A 17,052-nucleotide genomic window follows, 5' to 3' on the forward strand; every position below is an offset into this window, starting at 1 on the left:
ACACAATGTTAATTGCAGAAGTTTGCGAACATTGCGATGATTTTGTTAATGGTTTTCATTTCAGTACTCGTATCGAAAGTTATTTATGTGATGTATCTCACAAAAAATTCTACTCCGCCGCTGTCTGTAACGCAATCATCACAAGGTGAAAATTTTATCGTTACATTTCGGTCTCTCTCTACCTCCCTTTGAGTATGTGAGCATTAACGCTGATAAGGCGGTTATGCTATTCTCTGGCACCGTCGTATTGTGTTTTCCAATACATTTTCGCGCTGCGCCACACTGATAACGGGCGTATTCGCCTCCGGGAGAATTTTATGGATCACCGTTTACTTGAAATCGTTGCCTGCCCTGTGTGCAACGGAAAGTTGTACTTCAATAAAGAGTCACAGGAACTGGTCTGCAAAGCGGACAGCCTGGCGTATCCCGTCCGGGATGGCATTCCCGTTTTATTAGAAAACGAGGCCCGCCCACTTTCTGTTGATGAGACGCATCCATGAGTTTTATTGCTATCATTCCTGCTCGTTATGGTTCGAGCCGTTTGCCGGGTAAACCTCTGGCGGATATCAATGGTAAGCCGATGGTTGTTCATGTCATGGAGCGTGCGTTAGAGTCCGGGGCTAAGCGCGTTATCGTTGCGACCGATCACCCTGATGTTATTAAAGCCGTTGAAGCCGCCGGCGGTGAAGTCTGCCTGACGCGGGCGGATCATCAGTCAGGGACTGAGCGTCTGGCCGAAGTGATCGAATTATGCCAGTTTGCCGATGATGAAATTATCGTTAACGTGCAAGGGGATGAACCGTTAATCCCGCCGGTCATTATCTGTCAGGTGGCTGAAAATCTGGCTAACAGTGAAGCGGGAATGTCCACGCTGGCCGTGCCGATTGAAACCGCCGAAGAAGCGTTCAACCCAAATGCAGTGAAAGTTGTGCGCAATGCACAGGGCTACGCAATGTATTTTTCCCGGGCGGCAATTCCCTGGGAACGTGAGCGCTTTGCATTATCAAAAGAGACCATTGGCGATGTATTCCTTCGCCACATTGGTATCTACGCCTATCGCGCCGGGTTTATCCGCCAGTATGTTAAGTGGGAGCCGAGCGAGTTAGAACATATCGAACTCCTCGAACAACTGCGAGTGCTGTGGTACGGTGAAAAAATACACGTGGGCGTAGCGAAAGCCATTCCTTCGGTCGGGGTCGATACGCCGGAAGATTTGGAACGTGTTCGCGCAATTTTGAGTCGCTGATGATTCCCAAACGGAATGCCAGCGCATTCCGTTTACTCTTTCCTGATTTACATGAATTTCATTTCTTTTTGCGTGATCTCTCCCTTTCTCTCTTTCGACTATCCGGTTTTTGTTTGATCTGAAACGGGGTATTCCTGCCTTGAAGCTTTCATCATAACAGCCACTCATTTCGTCAAAGCGAACACCTTATGGAACAGCTAAAAGCCGAATTAAGTATTGTACTGGGCGAGCGTTTATCCCGGCTGGAGTGCGTCAGTGAACAACCTTATGCTCATCTTTTTTCACTTTATGATGAGCAGGGCTACGCAATGCCGCTGATGGCGAAAAGCTTTACCTGTCTTGGCATTGCCGGACAAGAGGCTTACAAACTCTCGATGCTGGCGCGCGAAGGCGTGGTGCGCGTGCCGACGGTTTACGGCATGGTGACGACGCACCAGAAACCTTATCAGGAAATTTTGCTGATAGAACGCCTTCGGGGCGTTTCGGCGGAAGCGCCGACGCGAACGCCTGAGCGCTGGCAGGTATTACAGGATCAAATCGTTGAAGCGATGCTGGCCTGGCACCGCATCGACAGCCATGGCTGCGTAGGCTCGGTTGACAGTACCCAGGAGAATCGCTGGGCAAACTGGTATCCGCAGCGTGTAGAAGTGTTATGGGCCACATTGTCGAACTTACAGGCACCGGAACTTACGCCTGAGGACCGCACGCTGTTATTCCGCTCGCGCCAGTGCCTGGATGCCATGTTTGATGGGTTTGACGATACGCCAGTGCTGGTTCACGGCAATCTTTCGCTGCGCAGCATGCTCAAAGATCCGCGCAGCGATCAGTTATTGGCGATGATCAATCCCGGCACCGTGCTGTGGGCACCGCGTGAGTTTGATATGTTCCGTTTGTGGGAAAAGGGCATGAGTGAACAGCTGCTGTTCAGCTATTTGCAGAAAGCGCCTGTTTCGGACACCTTCCTTGTCCGTCGCTGGCTTTATCTGGTCTGGGAATCGGTGGCGCATCTGATTCACACCGGTAAGCTTGATCGACGTCAGTTTGATTATGCACGGCAACAATTGCTGCCGTGGCTGAATTAAGTCAGTCTGCCGTAGCCTTGCGTCCGGTTAACCACTGCCATCCGCGACCTAAAGTTTCATACCATGCGCGCTCGCTGTGAGATAAATACAAGGCCTGTGGCAATGCTCTTTCCCAGGGATTGAGCGGAGAGTCAATAGCCAGCTGGTTAGCCGGAGCAGGTATCGGCGACAGACCTTGCTGATGGAAGAAAATCATCGCGCGCGGCAGATGACTGGCCGAGGTGACCAGCACGAATGGCTGCTCCCCGATCAGCGCCTTAACTTGCTTTGATTCCTCCTGGGTATCCTTTGGTTTATCCAGCAACAAGATGTCGCTCTCCGGCACGCCTAAACTTTCCGCCACTTTTCCAGCAACCGCTGCGCTGCTGACTGGATTGGTCATCGCAGGGCCACCAGTAAAGATCAGTTTTGCCCCCGGATTAGCACGGTAAATTCGGATCCCTTCTGTTACGCGTGGCAGGCTGTTGCTGATCAAGTTCGAACTGGGTGCCCAGTCAGGATTGAATGTATAGCCACCGCCGAGTACCACGATGAATTTCACCGGCGGATGTGCCTGTGGCTGATACGTCGGATATTCTGATTCTATCGGACGCAGCAGACTGTCAGCGACCGGTTGCAGGCTCAGCAGCAGTAACAAGAGCCAACTCAGCGAAAAACAGACTTTTCCGGTTCTCTGCCAGCGGGTCATCCACAGCAACACCAGCGCAACTGCCATGATCAGCAAAATAAACGGCAAGGGGAGCAACAGGCCGCCCACGGTCTTTTTAAGGATAAACAACATTGGAAACCGGTCCTTTTGGGTGAAAAAACGACATCCGGGCGTGATTCCGCGTCAGGATGATTTATTCTATGTCTGCCTGTGCCAAAATAGCAGCCACATAGCTGTACTATGAATTATTCAGCAGGTATGTCTCCAGCAAAATGCTCAACCGCGAACAGGTATCACTTCATGCAGGATCGTAATTTTGACGATATCGCCGAAAAATTCTCGCGCAATATCTACGGCACAACGAAGGGACGTATCCGTCAGGCTGTGCTGGGTCAGGATCTGCAGGGGTTGATGAAAAGTTTGCCTCAGCGACCGTTGCGTATTTTAGATGCGGGTGGCGGTGAAGGACAAATGGCCTGCGAACTGGCCGCTTTAGGACATCAGGTCTTGTTGTGCGATCTGTCAGGTGAGATGATCCGTCGCGCTCAGGCGGCGGCGATCGAAAAAGGTGTGAGCGGCAACATGCAATTTGTACAATGCCCTGCTCAGCACATCGCAGAACATTTAGAACAGCCGGTTGATCTGATATTGTTCCATGCGGTCATCGAATGGCTGGCTGAGCCTCGGGAAGCGCTGGCTGCACTGGTCAATTGTCTGGCACCCGGTGGCGCATTATCGCTGATGTTTTACAATATCCACGGTCTGGTCATGCGGCACATGATCCTCGGTAACTTCGGTCATGTAGAAGCGGGTGTGCCCAAAATCAAAAAAAGCTCCCTGTTACCCGATCACCCGTTGGAACCTGCGCAGGTTTATCAGTGGCTCGAACAGCTGGGGATGCAGATCAGCGGCAAGACCGGTGTTAGAGTGTTCCACGATTATTTGCGAAACAGACAACAACATAAACAGGATTTTGACGAGCTTCTGGCGCTGGAACAGCGTTATTGCCGTCAGGAACCTTTTGTTAGTTTGGGACGTTACATCCACGTGATGGCGCACAAACCCATTCTGAAGGACGAATTATGAGTGAATTTTCCCAGACTGTACCCGAACTGGTCGCCTGGGCACGGAAAAATGATTTCTCAATTTCGCTGCCAACGGAGCGGCTGGCTTTTCTTCTGGCGATTGCCACATTAAACAGCGAGCGTCTTGATGGGGAAATGAGTGAGGGTGAACTGGTCGATGCATTTCGTCATGTCAGCAAAGGTTTTGAGCAGACAAATGAGACCGTCACCGTCCGTGCCAACAACGCCATCAATGATATGGTGCGTCAGCGTTTGCTCAACCGTTTTGTTAGCGAGCTGGCAGACGGCAATGCCATTTATCGCCTGACTCCTTTGGCGATCGGCATTTCAGATTATTATATCCGTCAGCGTGAATTTTCCACGCTGCGTCTCTCTATGCAGTTGTCGATTGTGGCGCAGGAACTTAAGCGTGCGGCCGACGCCGCTGACGAAGGCGGCGATGATTTCCACTGGCATCGCAATGTTTACGCACCGCTTAAATACTCCGTCGCGGAAATTTTCGACAGCATCGATATGACCCAGCGCATCATGGATGAACAGCAGCAGGGGGTGAAAGACGATATCGCCGGTCTGCTCAATAAAGACTGGCGCGCGGCTATCTCCAGTTGTGAACTTCTTTTGTCAGAAACCTCCGGAACGCTGCGTGAGTTACAGGATACGCTGGAAGCGGCGGGTGATTTGTTGCAGGCGCATCTAATGCGTATTCAGGACGCCACGATGATCGACATGGATCTGAGTTTTGTCGACAAACTGGTCTTCGATTTGCAGAACAAACTTGACCGTATCACTAGCTGGGGCCAGCAGGCGATTGATCTTTGGATCGGCTATGACCGTCACGTGCATAAATTTATCCGTACTGCGATCGACATGGATAAAAATCGCGTGTTTGCTCAGCGCCTGCGCCAGTCGGTGCAGAATTATTTCGATCAGCCATGGACGCTAACCTTTGCCAATGCGGACCGTCTGCTGGATATGCGTGACGAAGAACTGGCGCTGCGAAGCGAAGAAGTGACCGGCGAACTTCCGCCTGATCTCGAATTTGAAGAATTTAACGAAATCCGCGAACAACTTGCGGCATTGATTGAACAGGCATTACAAGTTTACCAACAACAGAAAACGCCGCTCAATCTGGGCATGGTGATGCGCGAATACCTCATACAGTATCCGCGTGCCCGACACTTTGATGTCGCGCGAATTGTGGTCGACCAGGCTGTGCGCCTTGGTGTGGCTGAAGCAGATTTTTCAGGGTTGCACGCCGAATGGCAGGCAATCAATGATTACGGAGCCAAGGTGCAGGCCCATGTCATCGACAAATATTGAACATATAATGCCAGCTAAGCTGGCGCAGGCACTGGCGAACTCAGTGTTTCCTGCTCTCGACAGTCAGTTACGTTCTGGTCGCCATATTGGCATTGATGAACTGGATAATCACGCCTTCCTAATGGACTATCAGGAAGAAATGGAGCTGTTTTACAGCCGCTATCACGTGGAATTGATCCGGGCGCCGGAAGGTTTCTTCTATTTACGTCCGCGCTCCACGACGCTTATTTCGCGTTCGGTCTTATCTGAGCTGGACATGATGGTTGGGAAAATTCTCTGCTACTTGTATCTCAGCCCCGAGCGTCTGGCGCACGAAGGTATTTTCACCCAGCAGGAGCTTTATGACGAATTGCTGAGCCTGGCCGATGAAAACAAGCTGCTGAAATACGTTAACCAGCGCTCAACCGGTTCGGATTTAGACCGTCAGAAGTTGCAGGATAAAGTCAGAACTTCCCTGAACCGTCTGCGCCGTCTGGGCATGGTGTTTTTCATGGGGGTCGACAGTACCAAATTCCGTATTACCGAAGCGGTATTCCGATTCGGTGCCGATGTTCGCAGCGGCGATGATGCCCGCGAAGCCCAGTTGCGGATGATCCGTGACGGTGAAGCGATGCCGGTAGACAGTGCGTTGTCATTAAACGACGAGCCGGAAGACGGTGAAGCGCAGACCGTGCAGCAAGGAAATGAAAGCGCAGAGGATGAACAGGAATGATTGAACGCGGTAAATTTCGCTCACTGACGCTGGTTAACTGGAACGGCTTCTTCGCCCGCACATTTGACCTGGATTCATTGGTCACTACGCTATCCGGCGGTAATGGTGCGGGTAAATCCACCACCATGGCCGCTTTTGTTACGGCGCTGATCCCCGATCTGACCTTACTGCATTTTCGTAATACCACGGAAGCGGGCGCTACCTCGGGTTCACGCGACAAAGGTCTGCACGGTAAATTACGTGCTGGCGTATGTTACTCGGTGCTGGATGTCGTGAACTCACGCCATCAGCGCGTTGTGGTTGGCGTTCGTCTGCAACAAATCGCCGGGCGCGATCGTAAAGTGGACATCAAGCCTTTCACTATTCAGGGGCTGCCGGTTGCGGTAAATCCGACCGAAATGCTGACCGAAACTGTCGGAGAGCGTCAGGCGCGCGTACTGTCTTTGCAGGAATTAAAAGACCGCGTAGAAGCGATGGAAGGTGTGCAGTTTAAGCAGTTCAACTCCATCACTGATTATCACGCGCTAATGTTCGATCTGGGCGTGATCCCACGTCGCCTACGTTCGGCGTCTGATCGCAGTAAGTTCTATCGTCTGATTGAAGCCTCGTTGTACGGTGGGATATCCAGCGCCATCACCCGTTCCCTGCGCGACTATCTGTTGCCGGAGAACAGCGGCGTGCGTAAAGCCTTCCAGGATATGGAAGCTGCGTTGCGTGAAAACCGCATGACGCTGGAAGCGATCCGCGTTACGCAATCCGACCGTGATTTGTTTAAGCATCTGATTTCTGAAGCGACCTCCTACGTGGCTGCTGACTATATGCGTCATGCCAACGAGCGCCGTAAATATTTAGATGGCGCACTGGTGTTACGTAACGAATTGCTGTCGAGCCGTAAACAGCAGTCCAGTGAGCAATATCGCCACGTTGAAATGGCGCGTGAGCTGGCCGAGCAAGGCGGTTCGCAAAGCGATCTGGAAACCGATTATCAGGCTGCCAGCGACCATCTGAGTCTGGTTCAGACCGCCATGCGTCAGCAGGAAAAAATCGAGCGTTACGAAAGTGACCTTGAAGAGCTGACCTATCGTCTGGAAGAGCAGAACGAAGTGGTTGCAGAAGCCAGTGAGCTGCACGCCGAGCACGAAGCCCGGGCTGAAGCGGCCGAGCTGGAAGTGGATGAATTGAAAAGCCAGCTGGCGGATTACCAGCAGGCGCTGGATGTTCAACAGACCCGTGCGATTCAGTATCAGCAGGCGTTACAGGCGCTCGAACGCGCCCGCGAGCTGTGTCAGATCCCAGATCTGACCACGAAGAACAGCGAAGAATGGCTGGAAACTTTTCAGAGTAAGGAGCAGGAAGCGACAGATATCCTGCTGATGCTCGAGCAAAAAATGAGTGTAGCGTCAGCTGCTCACAGCCAGTTCGAAACGGCTTATCAGCTGGTGGTGAAAATCGTCGGTGAAGTCAGCCGCAGCGATGCCTGGAAAACCGCGCGTGAGCTGCTGCGCGAGTGGCCTTCGCAAGTGCACCAGGCAGAGCGCGTTGAGCCGCTGCGTATGCGACTGTCCGAGCTGGAAGGGCGTCTGCGTGAGCAACAGGACGCTGAGCGTCAGTTGCAGGAGTTTTGCAAACGTACCGGACAGGACGTCCAGCCGGAAGATCTGGACGAAATGCAACGCGAGCTGGAAGTACAGATCGAAGAATTGCAGCTCGTGGTATCTCAGGCCAGTGAACGTCGCATGGAAATGCGTCAGGAGCTGGAGCAGGTACAAGCGCGTATCCGCGAACTGACTGCCCGCGCGCCAGTCTGGCTGGCAGCTCAGGAAGCCCTGAGCCAGTTAAGCGAGCAGAGCAAAGAGCCGCTGGAAAACAGCCAGCAGGTGACTGAGTACATGCAGCAGTTGCTGGAAAGCGAGCGCGATACCACCGTTGAACGTGACGAAGTGGCTGCGCGTAAACGTCGCATTGAAGGCCAGATTACCCGCCTCAGCCAGCCGAGTGGGGCTGAAGACTCCCGCATGATCGCGTTGGCAGAGCGTTTTGGTGGTGTGCTGCTGTCTGAGATTTATGATGACGTGACCATTGACGATGCGCCTTACTTTTCAGCGCTCTACGGTCCGTCGCGCCACGCGATTGTGGTACCCGATTTATCGCTTATCCGCGACCAGTTAGACGGTCTGGACGATTGTCCGGAAGATCTTTATCTGATTGAAGGGGATCCGCAATCGTTCGATGACAACGTTTTCGAAGTCGATGAAATGCAAGGCGCGGTGCTGGTAAAAACCGGCGATCGCCAGTGGCGATATTCTCATTTCCCGCAGGTGCCATTGTTTGGCCGTGCGGCACGTGAGAACCGTCTGGAAACGCTGCATAGAGAACGTGAAAGCCTGTCCGAACGTTATGCCACGCTGTCGTTTGACGTGCAGAAAATCCAGCGTGCGCATCAGGCTTTCAGCCGGTTTATCGGCAGCCATCTGGCCGTTGCTTTTGATGCCGATCCGGAAGCGGACATCCGGACCCTGAGTGGTCGCCGTGGCGAACTGGAACGTGCATTGAACGCGCACGAAGGACAGAATCAGCAGCAGCGTCAGCAGTACGAGCAGGCGAAAGATGCTGTTGGCATGCTCAACAAATTGCAGCCGCGCGTTGGACTGCTGTGCGATGAAACGTTGATCGATCGTGTGGAAGAAATCCGTGATGAAATGGAAGAGGCGCAGGACGCCGCCCGTTTCATTCAGCAACATGGCATTTCTTTGAATAAGCTGGAACCGCTGGTATCAGTGCTGCAAAGCGATCCGCAACAGCACGAACAGCTCAAGGAAGATTACGCGCAGGCGCAGCACGCGCAGCGTCTGGCGAAACAACAGGCCTTTGCACTGACTGAAGTGGTTCAGCGTCGTGCTCATTTCAGCTACACCGACTCTGCCGGCATGTTGAATGAAAACGCTGACCTGAACGACAAGCTGCGTCAGCGTCTTGAACATGCGGAAGCGGAACGTACCCGCGCCCGTGAGCAAATGCGTCAGCATCAGGCTCAGTTCACGCAATACAGTCAGGTTCTCGCCTCGCTTAAGAGTTCGTTCGATGCCAAGCGTGACATGCTTAAAGAGTTGGGGCAGGAATTGCAGGATATCGGCGTTCAGGCCGATCCGAATGCTGAAGCGCGTGCTAAAACACGTCGCGATGAACTGCATGCCGCGCTCAGTACCAACCGTGCACGCTGCAATCAACTTGAAAAACAGATCACCTTCTGCGAAGCCGAAATGGATAACCTGCAGAAGAAACTCCGTAAGCTGGAACGTGATTACCATCAGAGCCGCGAACAGGTGGTGACATCGAAAGCTGGCTGGTGTGCAGTCATGCGTCTGGTGAAAGATAACGGAGTTGAGCGCCGCCTGCACCGTCGTGAACTGGCTTACATGGACGGTGACGAACTGCGCTCGATGTCGGATAAATCACTGGGTGCGCTGCGTCTGGCGGTGTCGGATAACGAGCACTTGCGTGATGTATTGCGCCTGTCCGAAGATCCGAAACGTCCGGAACGCAAAATTCAGTTTTATATCGCTGTATATCAGCATCTGCGTGAACGCATCCGTCAGGACATTATCCGTACCGATGATCCGGTAGAAGCCATCGAACAGATGGAAATTGAACTGGGTCGCCTGACGGAAGAACTGACTGCCCGGGAACAACAACTGGCGATAAGCTCTAAGAGCGTGGCGAACATCATCCGTAAAACCATTCAGCGTGAGCAGAATCGTATTCGCCAGCTGAACCAGGGTTTGCAGGCCGTGGCATTCGGCCAGGTGAAAAGCGTTCGTCTGAACGTTAACGTGCGCGAAGCTCATGCTGGTTTGCTGGATGTGCTTTCCGAACAGCAGGAACAGCATCAGGATCTGTTTAGCAGCAACCGTCTGACCTTCTCCGAAGCGCTGGCGAAGTTGTATCAGCGCCTCAATCCGCAAATCGATATGGGTCAGCGCACGCCGCAAACCATTGGTGAAGAGCTGCTGGACTACCGCAACTATCTTGAGATGGAAGTGGAAGTTAACCGAGGCTCCGACGGCTGGCTGCGTGCAGAGAGTGGTGCGCTGTCGACGGGTGAGGCTATCGGTACCGGTATGTCTATTCTGGTTATGGTGGTTCAAAGCTGGGAAGACGAATCGAGCCGTATGCGCGGTAAAGATATTTCACCTTGTCGTCTGTTGTTCCTTGATGAAGCGGCGCGTCTGGATGCCAAATCCATCGCGACGTTGTTCGAGCTATGCGACCGTCTGGAAATGCAGCTAATCATCGCTGCACCTGAAAACATTAGCCCGGAAAAAGGCACCACCTACAAACTGGTACGTAAGATGTTTGGTAACAATGAACATGTCCACGTCGTGGGGCTGCGTGGTTTTGCGCCACCTGAATTACCCGTGCTGGCAAATACAGAAGCTGATATTTCCTGATCCTTTTCAGACAAGATTTTTTCTGAATCTTAAAAGCCCTGGCTAAAAATGCCGGGGCTTTTTTTACAGGTTTTTATTCACTTAAATTATGTTTTATTGCGAATAATCGTCGGTTACTTATATCTGCTGAGACATTTCTGACGCACCGCGTGAAATGTAAGCGACTTGCTGAAAACAGTACGGAAACTTTTTAATGAAAGCTTTATTTCGGCTGGTTGCTGGCTTAGAGTCTTTAAGTCAGACGAGGGCTCTATTTCATTGAGTTTCTACGCAAAAAATAAATTTTCTTTATATACTTAATCGCAGAGTCGCTGGAATATTTCGGGGATGAAATTGAGCAATTTACCGGGAGGCAAAGGAAGATGTTAATGAATCAAAGGTCTCTCAAGTTTTTAGTGGCCAGCTGCCTGCTGGCAAGCGGCCTGTCTCCGTGGTTTGCTGCCTGGGCGACAGTACCGACCATGCCGGTGCGCACTGCCACGCTCTCCAGCGTTCAGAGCATGAGCCAGCTGCAAGCTGAACTATTACCGCGAGGCATTCGTCCGCTGTATTTGTCTTCCCTCTCTTCACTGTATGCATCAAACCATATGCAGCCTATGTGGAAGGACAGGGAAACCGTCCAGATATTTCAGCAGCAGCTTGCTGAGCTGGCTATTTCCGGTATTCAGCCGCAGTTCACACAATGGGTAAGATGGCTGACGGATCCCGACGTCACTGGCATGGCACGCGATGTCGTCCTCTCTGATGCGATGCTGGGCTATTTGCAGTTTACCAGCAGCGTAGAGGCCAAAGGCGATACCTGGCTTTACAGCAATGTGCCTTACAAAATGACGACACCACCGCTGACGGTCATTAATCAGTGGCAGCTGGCTGTGCGTCAGGGCACTACGGCACAGTACTTGTCGACGCTGACACCGCAACATCCTTATTATGCAAAAATGCACGACGCACTGAAAACCATGCTGGCGGATAACCGCCCGTGGCCAGTGATGACTGGCGCAACCAGCCTGCGTCCAGATCAGATCAGTGACGACATTCCTGCACTGCGTGAAATTCTCAACCGCACCGGCATGATGGTTGCGACGCCAGAGGAAGCCAAAGCGCCGAAGCCGACGGATGAAACCATCGCACCAAACGTGCCAGGTAGTGCGGCAAATGACGATCTATCGGTGGATGAAAGCGCCGATAAAGCGCAGGCAGCCACCCCTGCGGTGAGCCCATCGGCGACTTCAGTACAAGATGTTCTGCCAACGGTACAGTCATCGGAAAGCCCGGCTCCGGCGACACCGGTTGTGGTATCCAACAATCAGTACACGCCGGATCTGGTCGAGGCCGTTAAGCGTTTTCAAAAATGGCAGGGGCTTGAAGCGGATGGCATTATCGGTGCCCGTACGCGCCAGTGGCTAAATTCATCTCCGCAGCTGCGTGCCACCTTGCTGGCGCTGAACATTCAACGGTTGCGTATTCTGCCGGGCAATGTGAACACCGGTATCATGGTGAACATTCCGAACTACCAGCTGACGTATTATCTCAACGGTAATGAAGTGTTGTCATCGCGGGTGATTGTTGGCCGTCCAAGCCGTAAAACGCCACTGATGAGTAGTGCATTAAATAACGTGGTGGTGAACCCACCGTGGAACGTGCCGACGACGTTAGTGCGTGAAGATATTGTGCCGAAAGCCCGCAATAACCCGACGTACTTCCAGCAGCACGGTTATCAGGTGTTATCCGGCTGGAGTAATGATGCGGAAGTAATCGACCCGACGATGATTGACTGGGCCATGGTGTCACCGAGCCATTTCCCATATCGCATTCGTCAGGCACCAGGCGCAAGTAACTCCCTTGGTCGATACAAATTCAACATGCCAAGTTCCGATGCTATCTACCTGCACGACACGCCAAATCACAATCTTTTCAGTAAAGATATTCGCGCGCTCAGTTCAGGTTGTGTTCGGGTGAATAAAGCTTCTGAACTGGCCAATATGTTGTTGCAGGACGCTGGCTGGAATGACACGCGTATTTCCTCTGCATTGCAGGGCGGTAATACGACTTACGTTTCTATTCGTCATCGCATACCGGTAAAACTGTTTTATCTGACGGCGTGGGTAGCGGAGGATGGTAAGCCGCAATTCCGTACAGATATTTACAATTATGATTCTACTGTGAGATCCGGCGCACAAATTTTGCCTCAGGCAGAAAAACTACTGCAATAAATGCAGTAAAACTAGTCTGATAAAGGTCTGAGTATTTGGCCATTGAACGAGCGTGAGCCACTGGCACGCTCGTTTTGCTTATTTGGGTCCCTTGACTCGTCCAATTTAGGAAGTTAAGGTTCGAGGCGGTGCTGGCATTGCACCTTTTTGACTCTCTTACCGGATAGTAAACTGTTCATGAATGAAATCGACAAACATCGCCGTAAATGGCTGGCATTAGGCAGTGCCGCTATGGGGATTGCATTGCTTCCGAGCCGTGCGTTCGCCACTCTTTCCACTCCTCGTCCACGTATTTTGGTCGTTAACAATCTTAATACTGGCGAAACCCTCAAAACTGAGTTTTTTGATGGAAAGCGTTACAACAAGGATGAATTGGCCCGGTTGAATCATTTGTTCAGGGACTATCGGGCAGAAAAGGTGAAGTCCATTGACCCTGCTTTGTTCGATCATCTCTATCGCTTACAGGTCATGCTCGGGGGAACGAATAAACCCGTGCAGTTGATTTCTGGCTACCGCTCGCTGGCGACTAATAACAGCATGCGTGAACCGGGAAGTGGCGTGGCGAAGCACAGCTACCACACCCTGGGTCAGGCGATGGATTTCCACATTCAGGGCATCGAACTGAGCAATATCCGCAAAGCAGCATTAAAAATGCGGATGGGTGGTGTAGGATATTATCCACGAAGTAACTTTGTGCACATCGATACCGGCCCTGCAAGGACCTGGTGATGTGTGTCATTAATGGCCTGCCCAAATGAACAGGCCATTTTGTGGAGCCTTATGAAAACCCATCTCATTACCGTCACGGCGTTCAGCCAAAATTGCTCACTGATTTGGTGTACTAAAACCAATCAGGCCGCGCTTGTCGATCCGGGCGGCGAAGCAGCTAAAATCATCCGCGAAGTCTCCGCTCAGGGCGTACTGGTCACACAAATTTTGCTGACCCACGGTCATCTTGATCACGTTGGTGCTGCTGCAGAATTGGCTGCACATTATCAGGTACCGGTGATTGGCCCGCAAAAAGAAGATCAATTCCTGTTGGATGCACTGCCAACCCAAAGTCAGATGTTTGGATTAGATCATTGTGACCCGCTGACGCCCGATACCTGGCTGGAAGAGGGCGATAACGTCAGCGTGGGAGAAGAAGAACTTTCCGTGCTGCATTGTCCTGGGCATACCCCGGGCCATATTGTCTTCATTAATGATAAGGCGCGTCTGGCCGTTTCCGGTGACGTCATATTTAAAGGTGGCGTTGGCCGTAGTGATTTCCCGCGGGGCGATCATCAGGCGCTGATCCATTCGATCAAAACCAAATTATTACCACTGGGCGATGACATCGTGTTTATCCCAGGTCACGGACCGATGTCAGATTTTGGTTATGAACGTAAAACCAATCCTTTCCTGCAGGATGAATTACCGGTCTGGTGATTTAATTCCCGCCTCACGAACAGCAAAAAGCCCGTCAGTTTCCTGACGGGCTTTTTTAATGGAACAGGGTTGCTTATCTTTTACAGCACAGCGACGATGGCTTCACACAGCGGTGCCATATTATCGAGCGTAATACCGGCTACGTTAATGCGTCCGGAGTTCACCGCGTAAACACCGAATTCATCACGCAAACGCAGGACCTGATCTTTGGTCAGGCCGCTGAATGAGAACATACCGTTCTGATTAATAATAAAGCTGAAGTCCTGTTTCGCGCCTTTTTCCTGCAAGGTTGTGACGAACAACTGGCGCATGCGGTGAATACGCTGACGCATGTCACTCAGTTCCTGCTCCCACAGCGCGCGCAGTGATGGGTTACCCAGTATGGTCGCCACGACGGCTGCGCCGTGTGCCGGTGGGTTAGAGTAGTTTGCACGGATAACGGATTTCACCTGGCTGAACGCGCGGTCGGCAGTTTCGGCATCAGATGCCACAATCGTACAGGCACCCACACGTTCGTTATACAAACCGAAGTTTTTCGAGTAGGAGCTGGCAACCAGTAATTCTTTGTGTTTTGCCACGAACAGACGCAGGCCACCCGCATCTTCTTCCAGACCTTTCGCAAAGCCCTGATAGGCGAAGTCAAACAGCGGCAACCAGCCTTTCGAGACAGACAATTCTGCCAGCTGGGACCACTGTTCCTGCGTAGGATCGATACCGGTTGGGTTATGGCAGCACCCGTGGAATAGCACTACGTCACCCGCTTGTGCTTCACTCAGGCTCTTAAGCATACCGTCGAAATCAAGGGAGTGGTCCTGCGCGTCATAATAGTTGTATTCAGCCACTTCAAGACCTGCAGCATTAAATACGCTTTTATGGTTAGGCCAGCTTGGGTTGCTAACCCATACGCGTTTAGCGCTGGTTTGGGTGGCGATAAAATCTGCTGCGATACGCAATGCGCCGGTGCCGCCGGGAGTTTGGGCGGTGCGGGCCCGTTTTTCAGCGATCACTGCGCTGTCTTTGCCGAACAGCAGTTCCTGTGTGCAGTGCGCAAAATCAGGCAATCCGTCGATGCTCAGATAGGTTTTGGTCGTTTCATTTTCCAACAGAAATTGTTCGGCTTTCTTCACGCTGGCCAGAACCGGCGTTTTACCTGTCTCATCTTTATAAACACCAATTCCAAGATTGATTTTATCAGAGCGGTCGTCAGCGCGGAAAAGATCGGAAAGGCCCAGAATTGGGTCGGCAGGTGCTGCAGTGATTTTTTCAAACATGTTGGAAACTTCCATTAGCCTGATAGTACGAAAGAGGCCTTAAGGGTAACGCCAGAGCGGCCGTTTTGCCAACCGTTTGCGGGAAAAAGTAAGCAGAGTTGTGAAGGCGAATCCGAGATTAAAATATTTTATGAGAAGGGCTTGGAAAAGCGGGTTTTCAGTAGATGAAAAATGCAAAAGGCAGAGCCGAAGCTCTGCCTTGATATCCACTTTGATGCGCCCGTAAGCGCATCGTTAAGCGATATTAGAACTGGTATTGCAAGCCAACACCAACAACGTCGTCGGTGCTGCGACCGGCTGCTTTGGTGTAGCTGTTGTCGTCCAGCAGGTTGATTTTATAGTCAACGTAGGTAGACATGTTTTTGTTGAAGTAGTAGTAAGTACCAACTTCTACGTATTTAACCAGGTCAGCATCGCCGCCAGCGTAAGTTGCGCCGTTGTTAGTGAAGCCATTCAGGCTCTTACCTTTAGATTGCAGGTAAGCGATGGATGGACGCAGGCCGAAGTCGAACTGGTACTGTGCAACCACTTCGAAGTTCTGAGTTTTGTTAGCAATCGCATCTGGGTTGCCGTAATCAGTGGTGTTACGTGATTCACCGTAGAAGGTTGCCAGGTACAGGTTGTTAGCGTCGTATTTCGCGCCGAATGCGTATGCGTCAGCTTTGTCACCAGTACCATCAGTTTTCTGAGTAGAGGTACGGTTAGAGGAGAAGTAAGCACCCGTCAGGCTAACACCAGAGTTGCCCAGTGCGTATGCAGCAGAAGTACCCCAGCCGTCGCCGTTGGAGTCAACTGCGCCACGACCGTCACGACCTTCGTCGTTTTTGCCCTGGTACTGTACAGCAAAGCTCAGGCCGTCAACCAGACCGAAGAAGTTGCTGTTACGGTAAGTTGCCACGCCATTAGAACGACCAATCATGAAGTTGTCGTTGTTTTGGTACATGGTGTCATCGCCAAAGATTGGCAATTGGTCGGTGTAGGACATTACGTCGTAGATTACGCCGTAGTTACGACCGTAGTCGAATGAACCTGCATCACCGAATTTCAGACCTGCGAAGCCCAGACGAGTTTTGTTGCCTTCGTCGCCAGCGCTTTCTGCATGGTTAGCCTGAACGTTGTATTCCCACTGGCCGTAACCGGTCAGTTGGTCAGTAATTTGAGTTTCGCCTTTGAAGCCGAAACGAACATAGGTCTGGTCGCCATCATCACCAGCGTTGTCAGAGAAGTTATGGCGTGCGTCAACTTTACCGTACAAATCCAGTTTGTTGCCGTCTTTGTTATAGATTTCTGCTGCATTAGCTGCACCAGCGACTAACAGAGCTGGGATTACTACTGCAAGAATGTTGCGCTTCATCATTATTATTACCCTCATTGGTTTTATTCGGACACCTGCCACTGCCGTCAATAATTCTTTGGGGAACTATTCATGAAAGTTTGGTGTCTCCTGTGTCTGAACGCACTATTCCATCCGAGGTTCGCTTAATCTACAGCGAAAATGCTACTAAATTACTAAATATGTTTCAGCGAGAAAGAATGTATTACAAAATGTGTATTTTAGGGAACTTTGTGACGGGGATCTATTTTTAAAAATGACTAAG

General features: G+C 51.5%; 13 protein-coding genes. 10 read left to right on the top strand and 3 right to left on the bottom strand.

Features of this window, described 5'->3' with window-relative positions; genetic code table 11:
- Positions 1 to 317: 317 nt before the first annotated feature.
- From GE278_07635 to GE278_07645, 3 genes are all read left to right on the top strand, one after another.
- A complete protein-coding gene (locus GE278_07635; protein ID QLK60641.1) occupies positions 318 to 500 on the top strand; it encodes a hypothetical protein in 183 nt (60 codons plus the stop codon).
- Positions 497 to 1,246 (top strand): 3-deoxy-manno-octulosonate cytidylyltransferase, encoded by a 750-nt coding sequence (kdsB, locus tag GE278_07640; protein QLK60642.1) that lies wholly within the window; start codon positions 497 to 499, stop codon positions 1,244 to 1,246. Before GE278_07635 ends, kdsB begins: the two co-directional genes overlap by 4 nt.
- A gap of 188 nt (positions 1,247 to 1,434) precedes the next feature.
- On the top strand, positions 1,435 to 2,328 hold the full coding sequence (locus tag GE278_07645; GenBank protein ID QLK60643.1) for a phosphotransferase: 894 nt from the start codon (positions 1,435 to 1,437) through the stop codon (positions 2,326 to 2,328).
- A 1-nt stretch (position 2,329) separates the two neighbouring features.
- Here the strand turns inward: GE278_07645 and elyC are convergent, their stop codons facing one another.
- Positions 2,330 to 3,109: an envelope biogenesis factor ElyC gene (gene elyC / locus GE278_07650; GenBank protein ID QLK60644.1), complete on the bottom strand. Its 780-nt coding sequence runs from the start codon at positions 3,107 to 3,109 to the stop codon at positions 2,330 to 2,332.
- Positions 3,110 to 3,277: 168 nt separating this feature from the next.
- Here elyC and cmoM point away from each other — a divergent pair, with 168 nt between their 5' ends.
- The 7 genes from cmoM (at position 3,278) to GE278_07685 (ending at position 14,183) form a co-directional block, all read left to right on the top strand.
- Positions 3,278 to 4,063 carry a tRNA uridine 5-oxyacetic acid(34) methyltransferase CmoM gene (gene cmoM, locus GE278_07655; GenBank protein QLK60645.1) on the top strand — a complete coding sequence of 262 codons (786 nt, stop codon included), beginning with the start codon at positions 3,278 to 3,280 and terminating at the stop codon, positions 4,061 to 4,063.
- Complete coding sequence (gene mukF, locus GE278_07660) at positions 4,060 to 5,382, top strand: chromosome partition protein MukF (GenBank protein QLK60646.1); 1,323 nt, start codon at positions 4,060 to 4,062, stop codon at positions 5,380 to 5,382. The genes cmoM and mukF overlap by 4 nt, the downstream gene beginning before the upstream one ends.
- On the top strand, positions 5,363 to 6,094 hold the full coding sequence (gene mukE / locus GE278_07665) for a chromosome partition protein MukE (GenBank protein QLK60647.1): 732 nt from the start codon (positions 5,363 to 5,365) through the stop codon (positions 6,092 to 6,094). The genes mukF and mukE overlap by 20 nt, the downstream gene beginning before the upstream one ends.
- A complete protein-coding gene (gene mukB / locus GE278_07670; GenBank protein QLK60648.1) occupies positions 6,091 to 10,542 on the top strand; it encodes a chromosome partition protein MukB in 4,452 nt (1,483 codons plus the stop codon). The genes mukE and mukB overlap by 4 nt, the downstream gene beginning before the upstream one ends.
- A gap of 362 nt (positions 10,543 to 10,904) precedes the next feature.
- A complete protein-coding gene (ldtD, locus tag GE278_07675) occupies positions 10,905 to 12,755 on the top strand; it encodes a L,D-transpeptidase (GenBank protein QLK60649.1) in 1,851 nt (616 codons plus the stop codon).
- Positions 12,756 to 12,932: 177 nt separating this feature from the next.
- A complete protein-coding gene (locus GE278_07680; protein QLK60650.1) occupies positions 12,933 to 13,484 on the top strand; it encodes a DUF882 domain-containing protein in 552 nt (183 codons plus the stop codon).
- Between the two features lie 51 nt (positions 13,485 to 13,535).
- Complete coding sequence (locus GE278_07685; GenBank protein ID QLK60651.1) at positions 13,536 to 14,183, top strand: MBL fold metallo-hydrolase; 648 nt, start codon at positions 13,536 to 13,538, stop codon at positions 14,181 to 14,183.
- 80 nt (positions 14,184 to 14,263) lie between these two features.
- Here the strand turns inward: GE278_07685 and GE278_07690 are convergent, their stop codons facing one another.
- Both GE278_07690 and ompC read right to left on the bottom strand, forming a co-directional pair.
- Positions 14,264 to 15,454, bottom strand: coding sequence for an aminotransferase class I/II-fold pyridoxal phosphate-dependent enzyme (locus GE278_07690; GenBank protein ID QLK60652.1), 1,191 nt, complete (start codon positions 15,452 to 15,454; stop codon positions 14,264 to 14,266).
- Positions 15,455 to 15,698: 244 nt separating this feature from the next.
- Complete coding sequence (gene ompC / locus GE278_07695) at positions 15,699 to 16,808, bottom strand: porin OmpC (GenBank protein ID QLK63236.1); 1,110 nt, start codon at positions 16,806 to 16,808, stop codon at positions 15,699 to 15,701.
- Between the last annotated feature and the right edge of the window lie 244 nt (positions 16,809 to 17,052).

This window comes from Enterobacteriaceae bacterium Kacie_13, from assembly GCA_013457415.1.
Classification (GTDB): Bacteria; Pseudomonadota; Gammaproteobacteria; order Enterobacterales; family Enterobacteriaceae; genus Rahnella.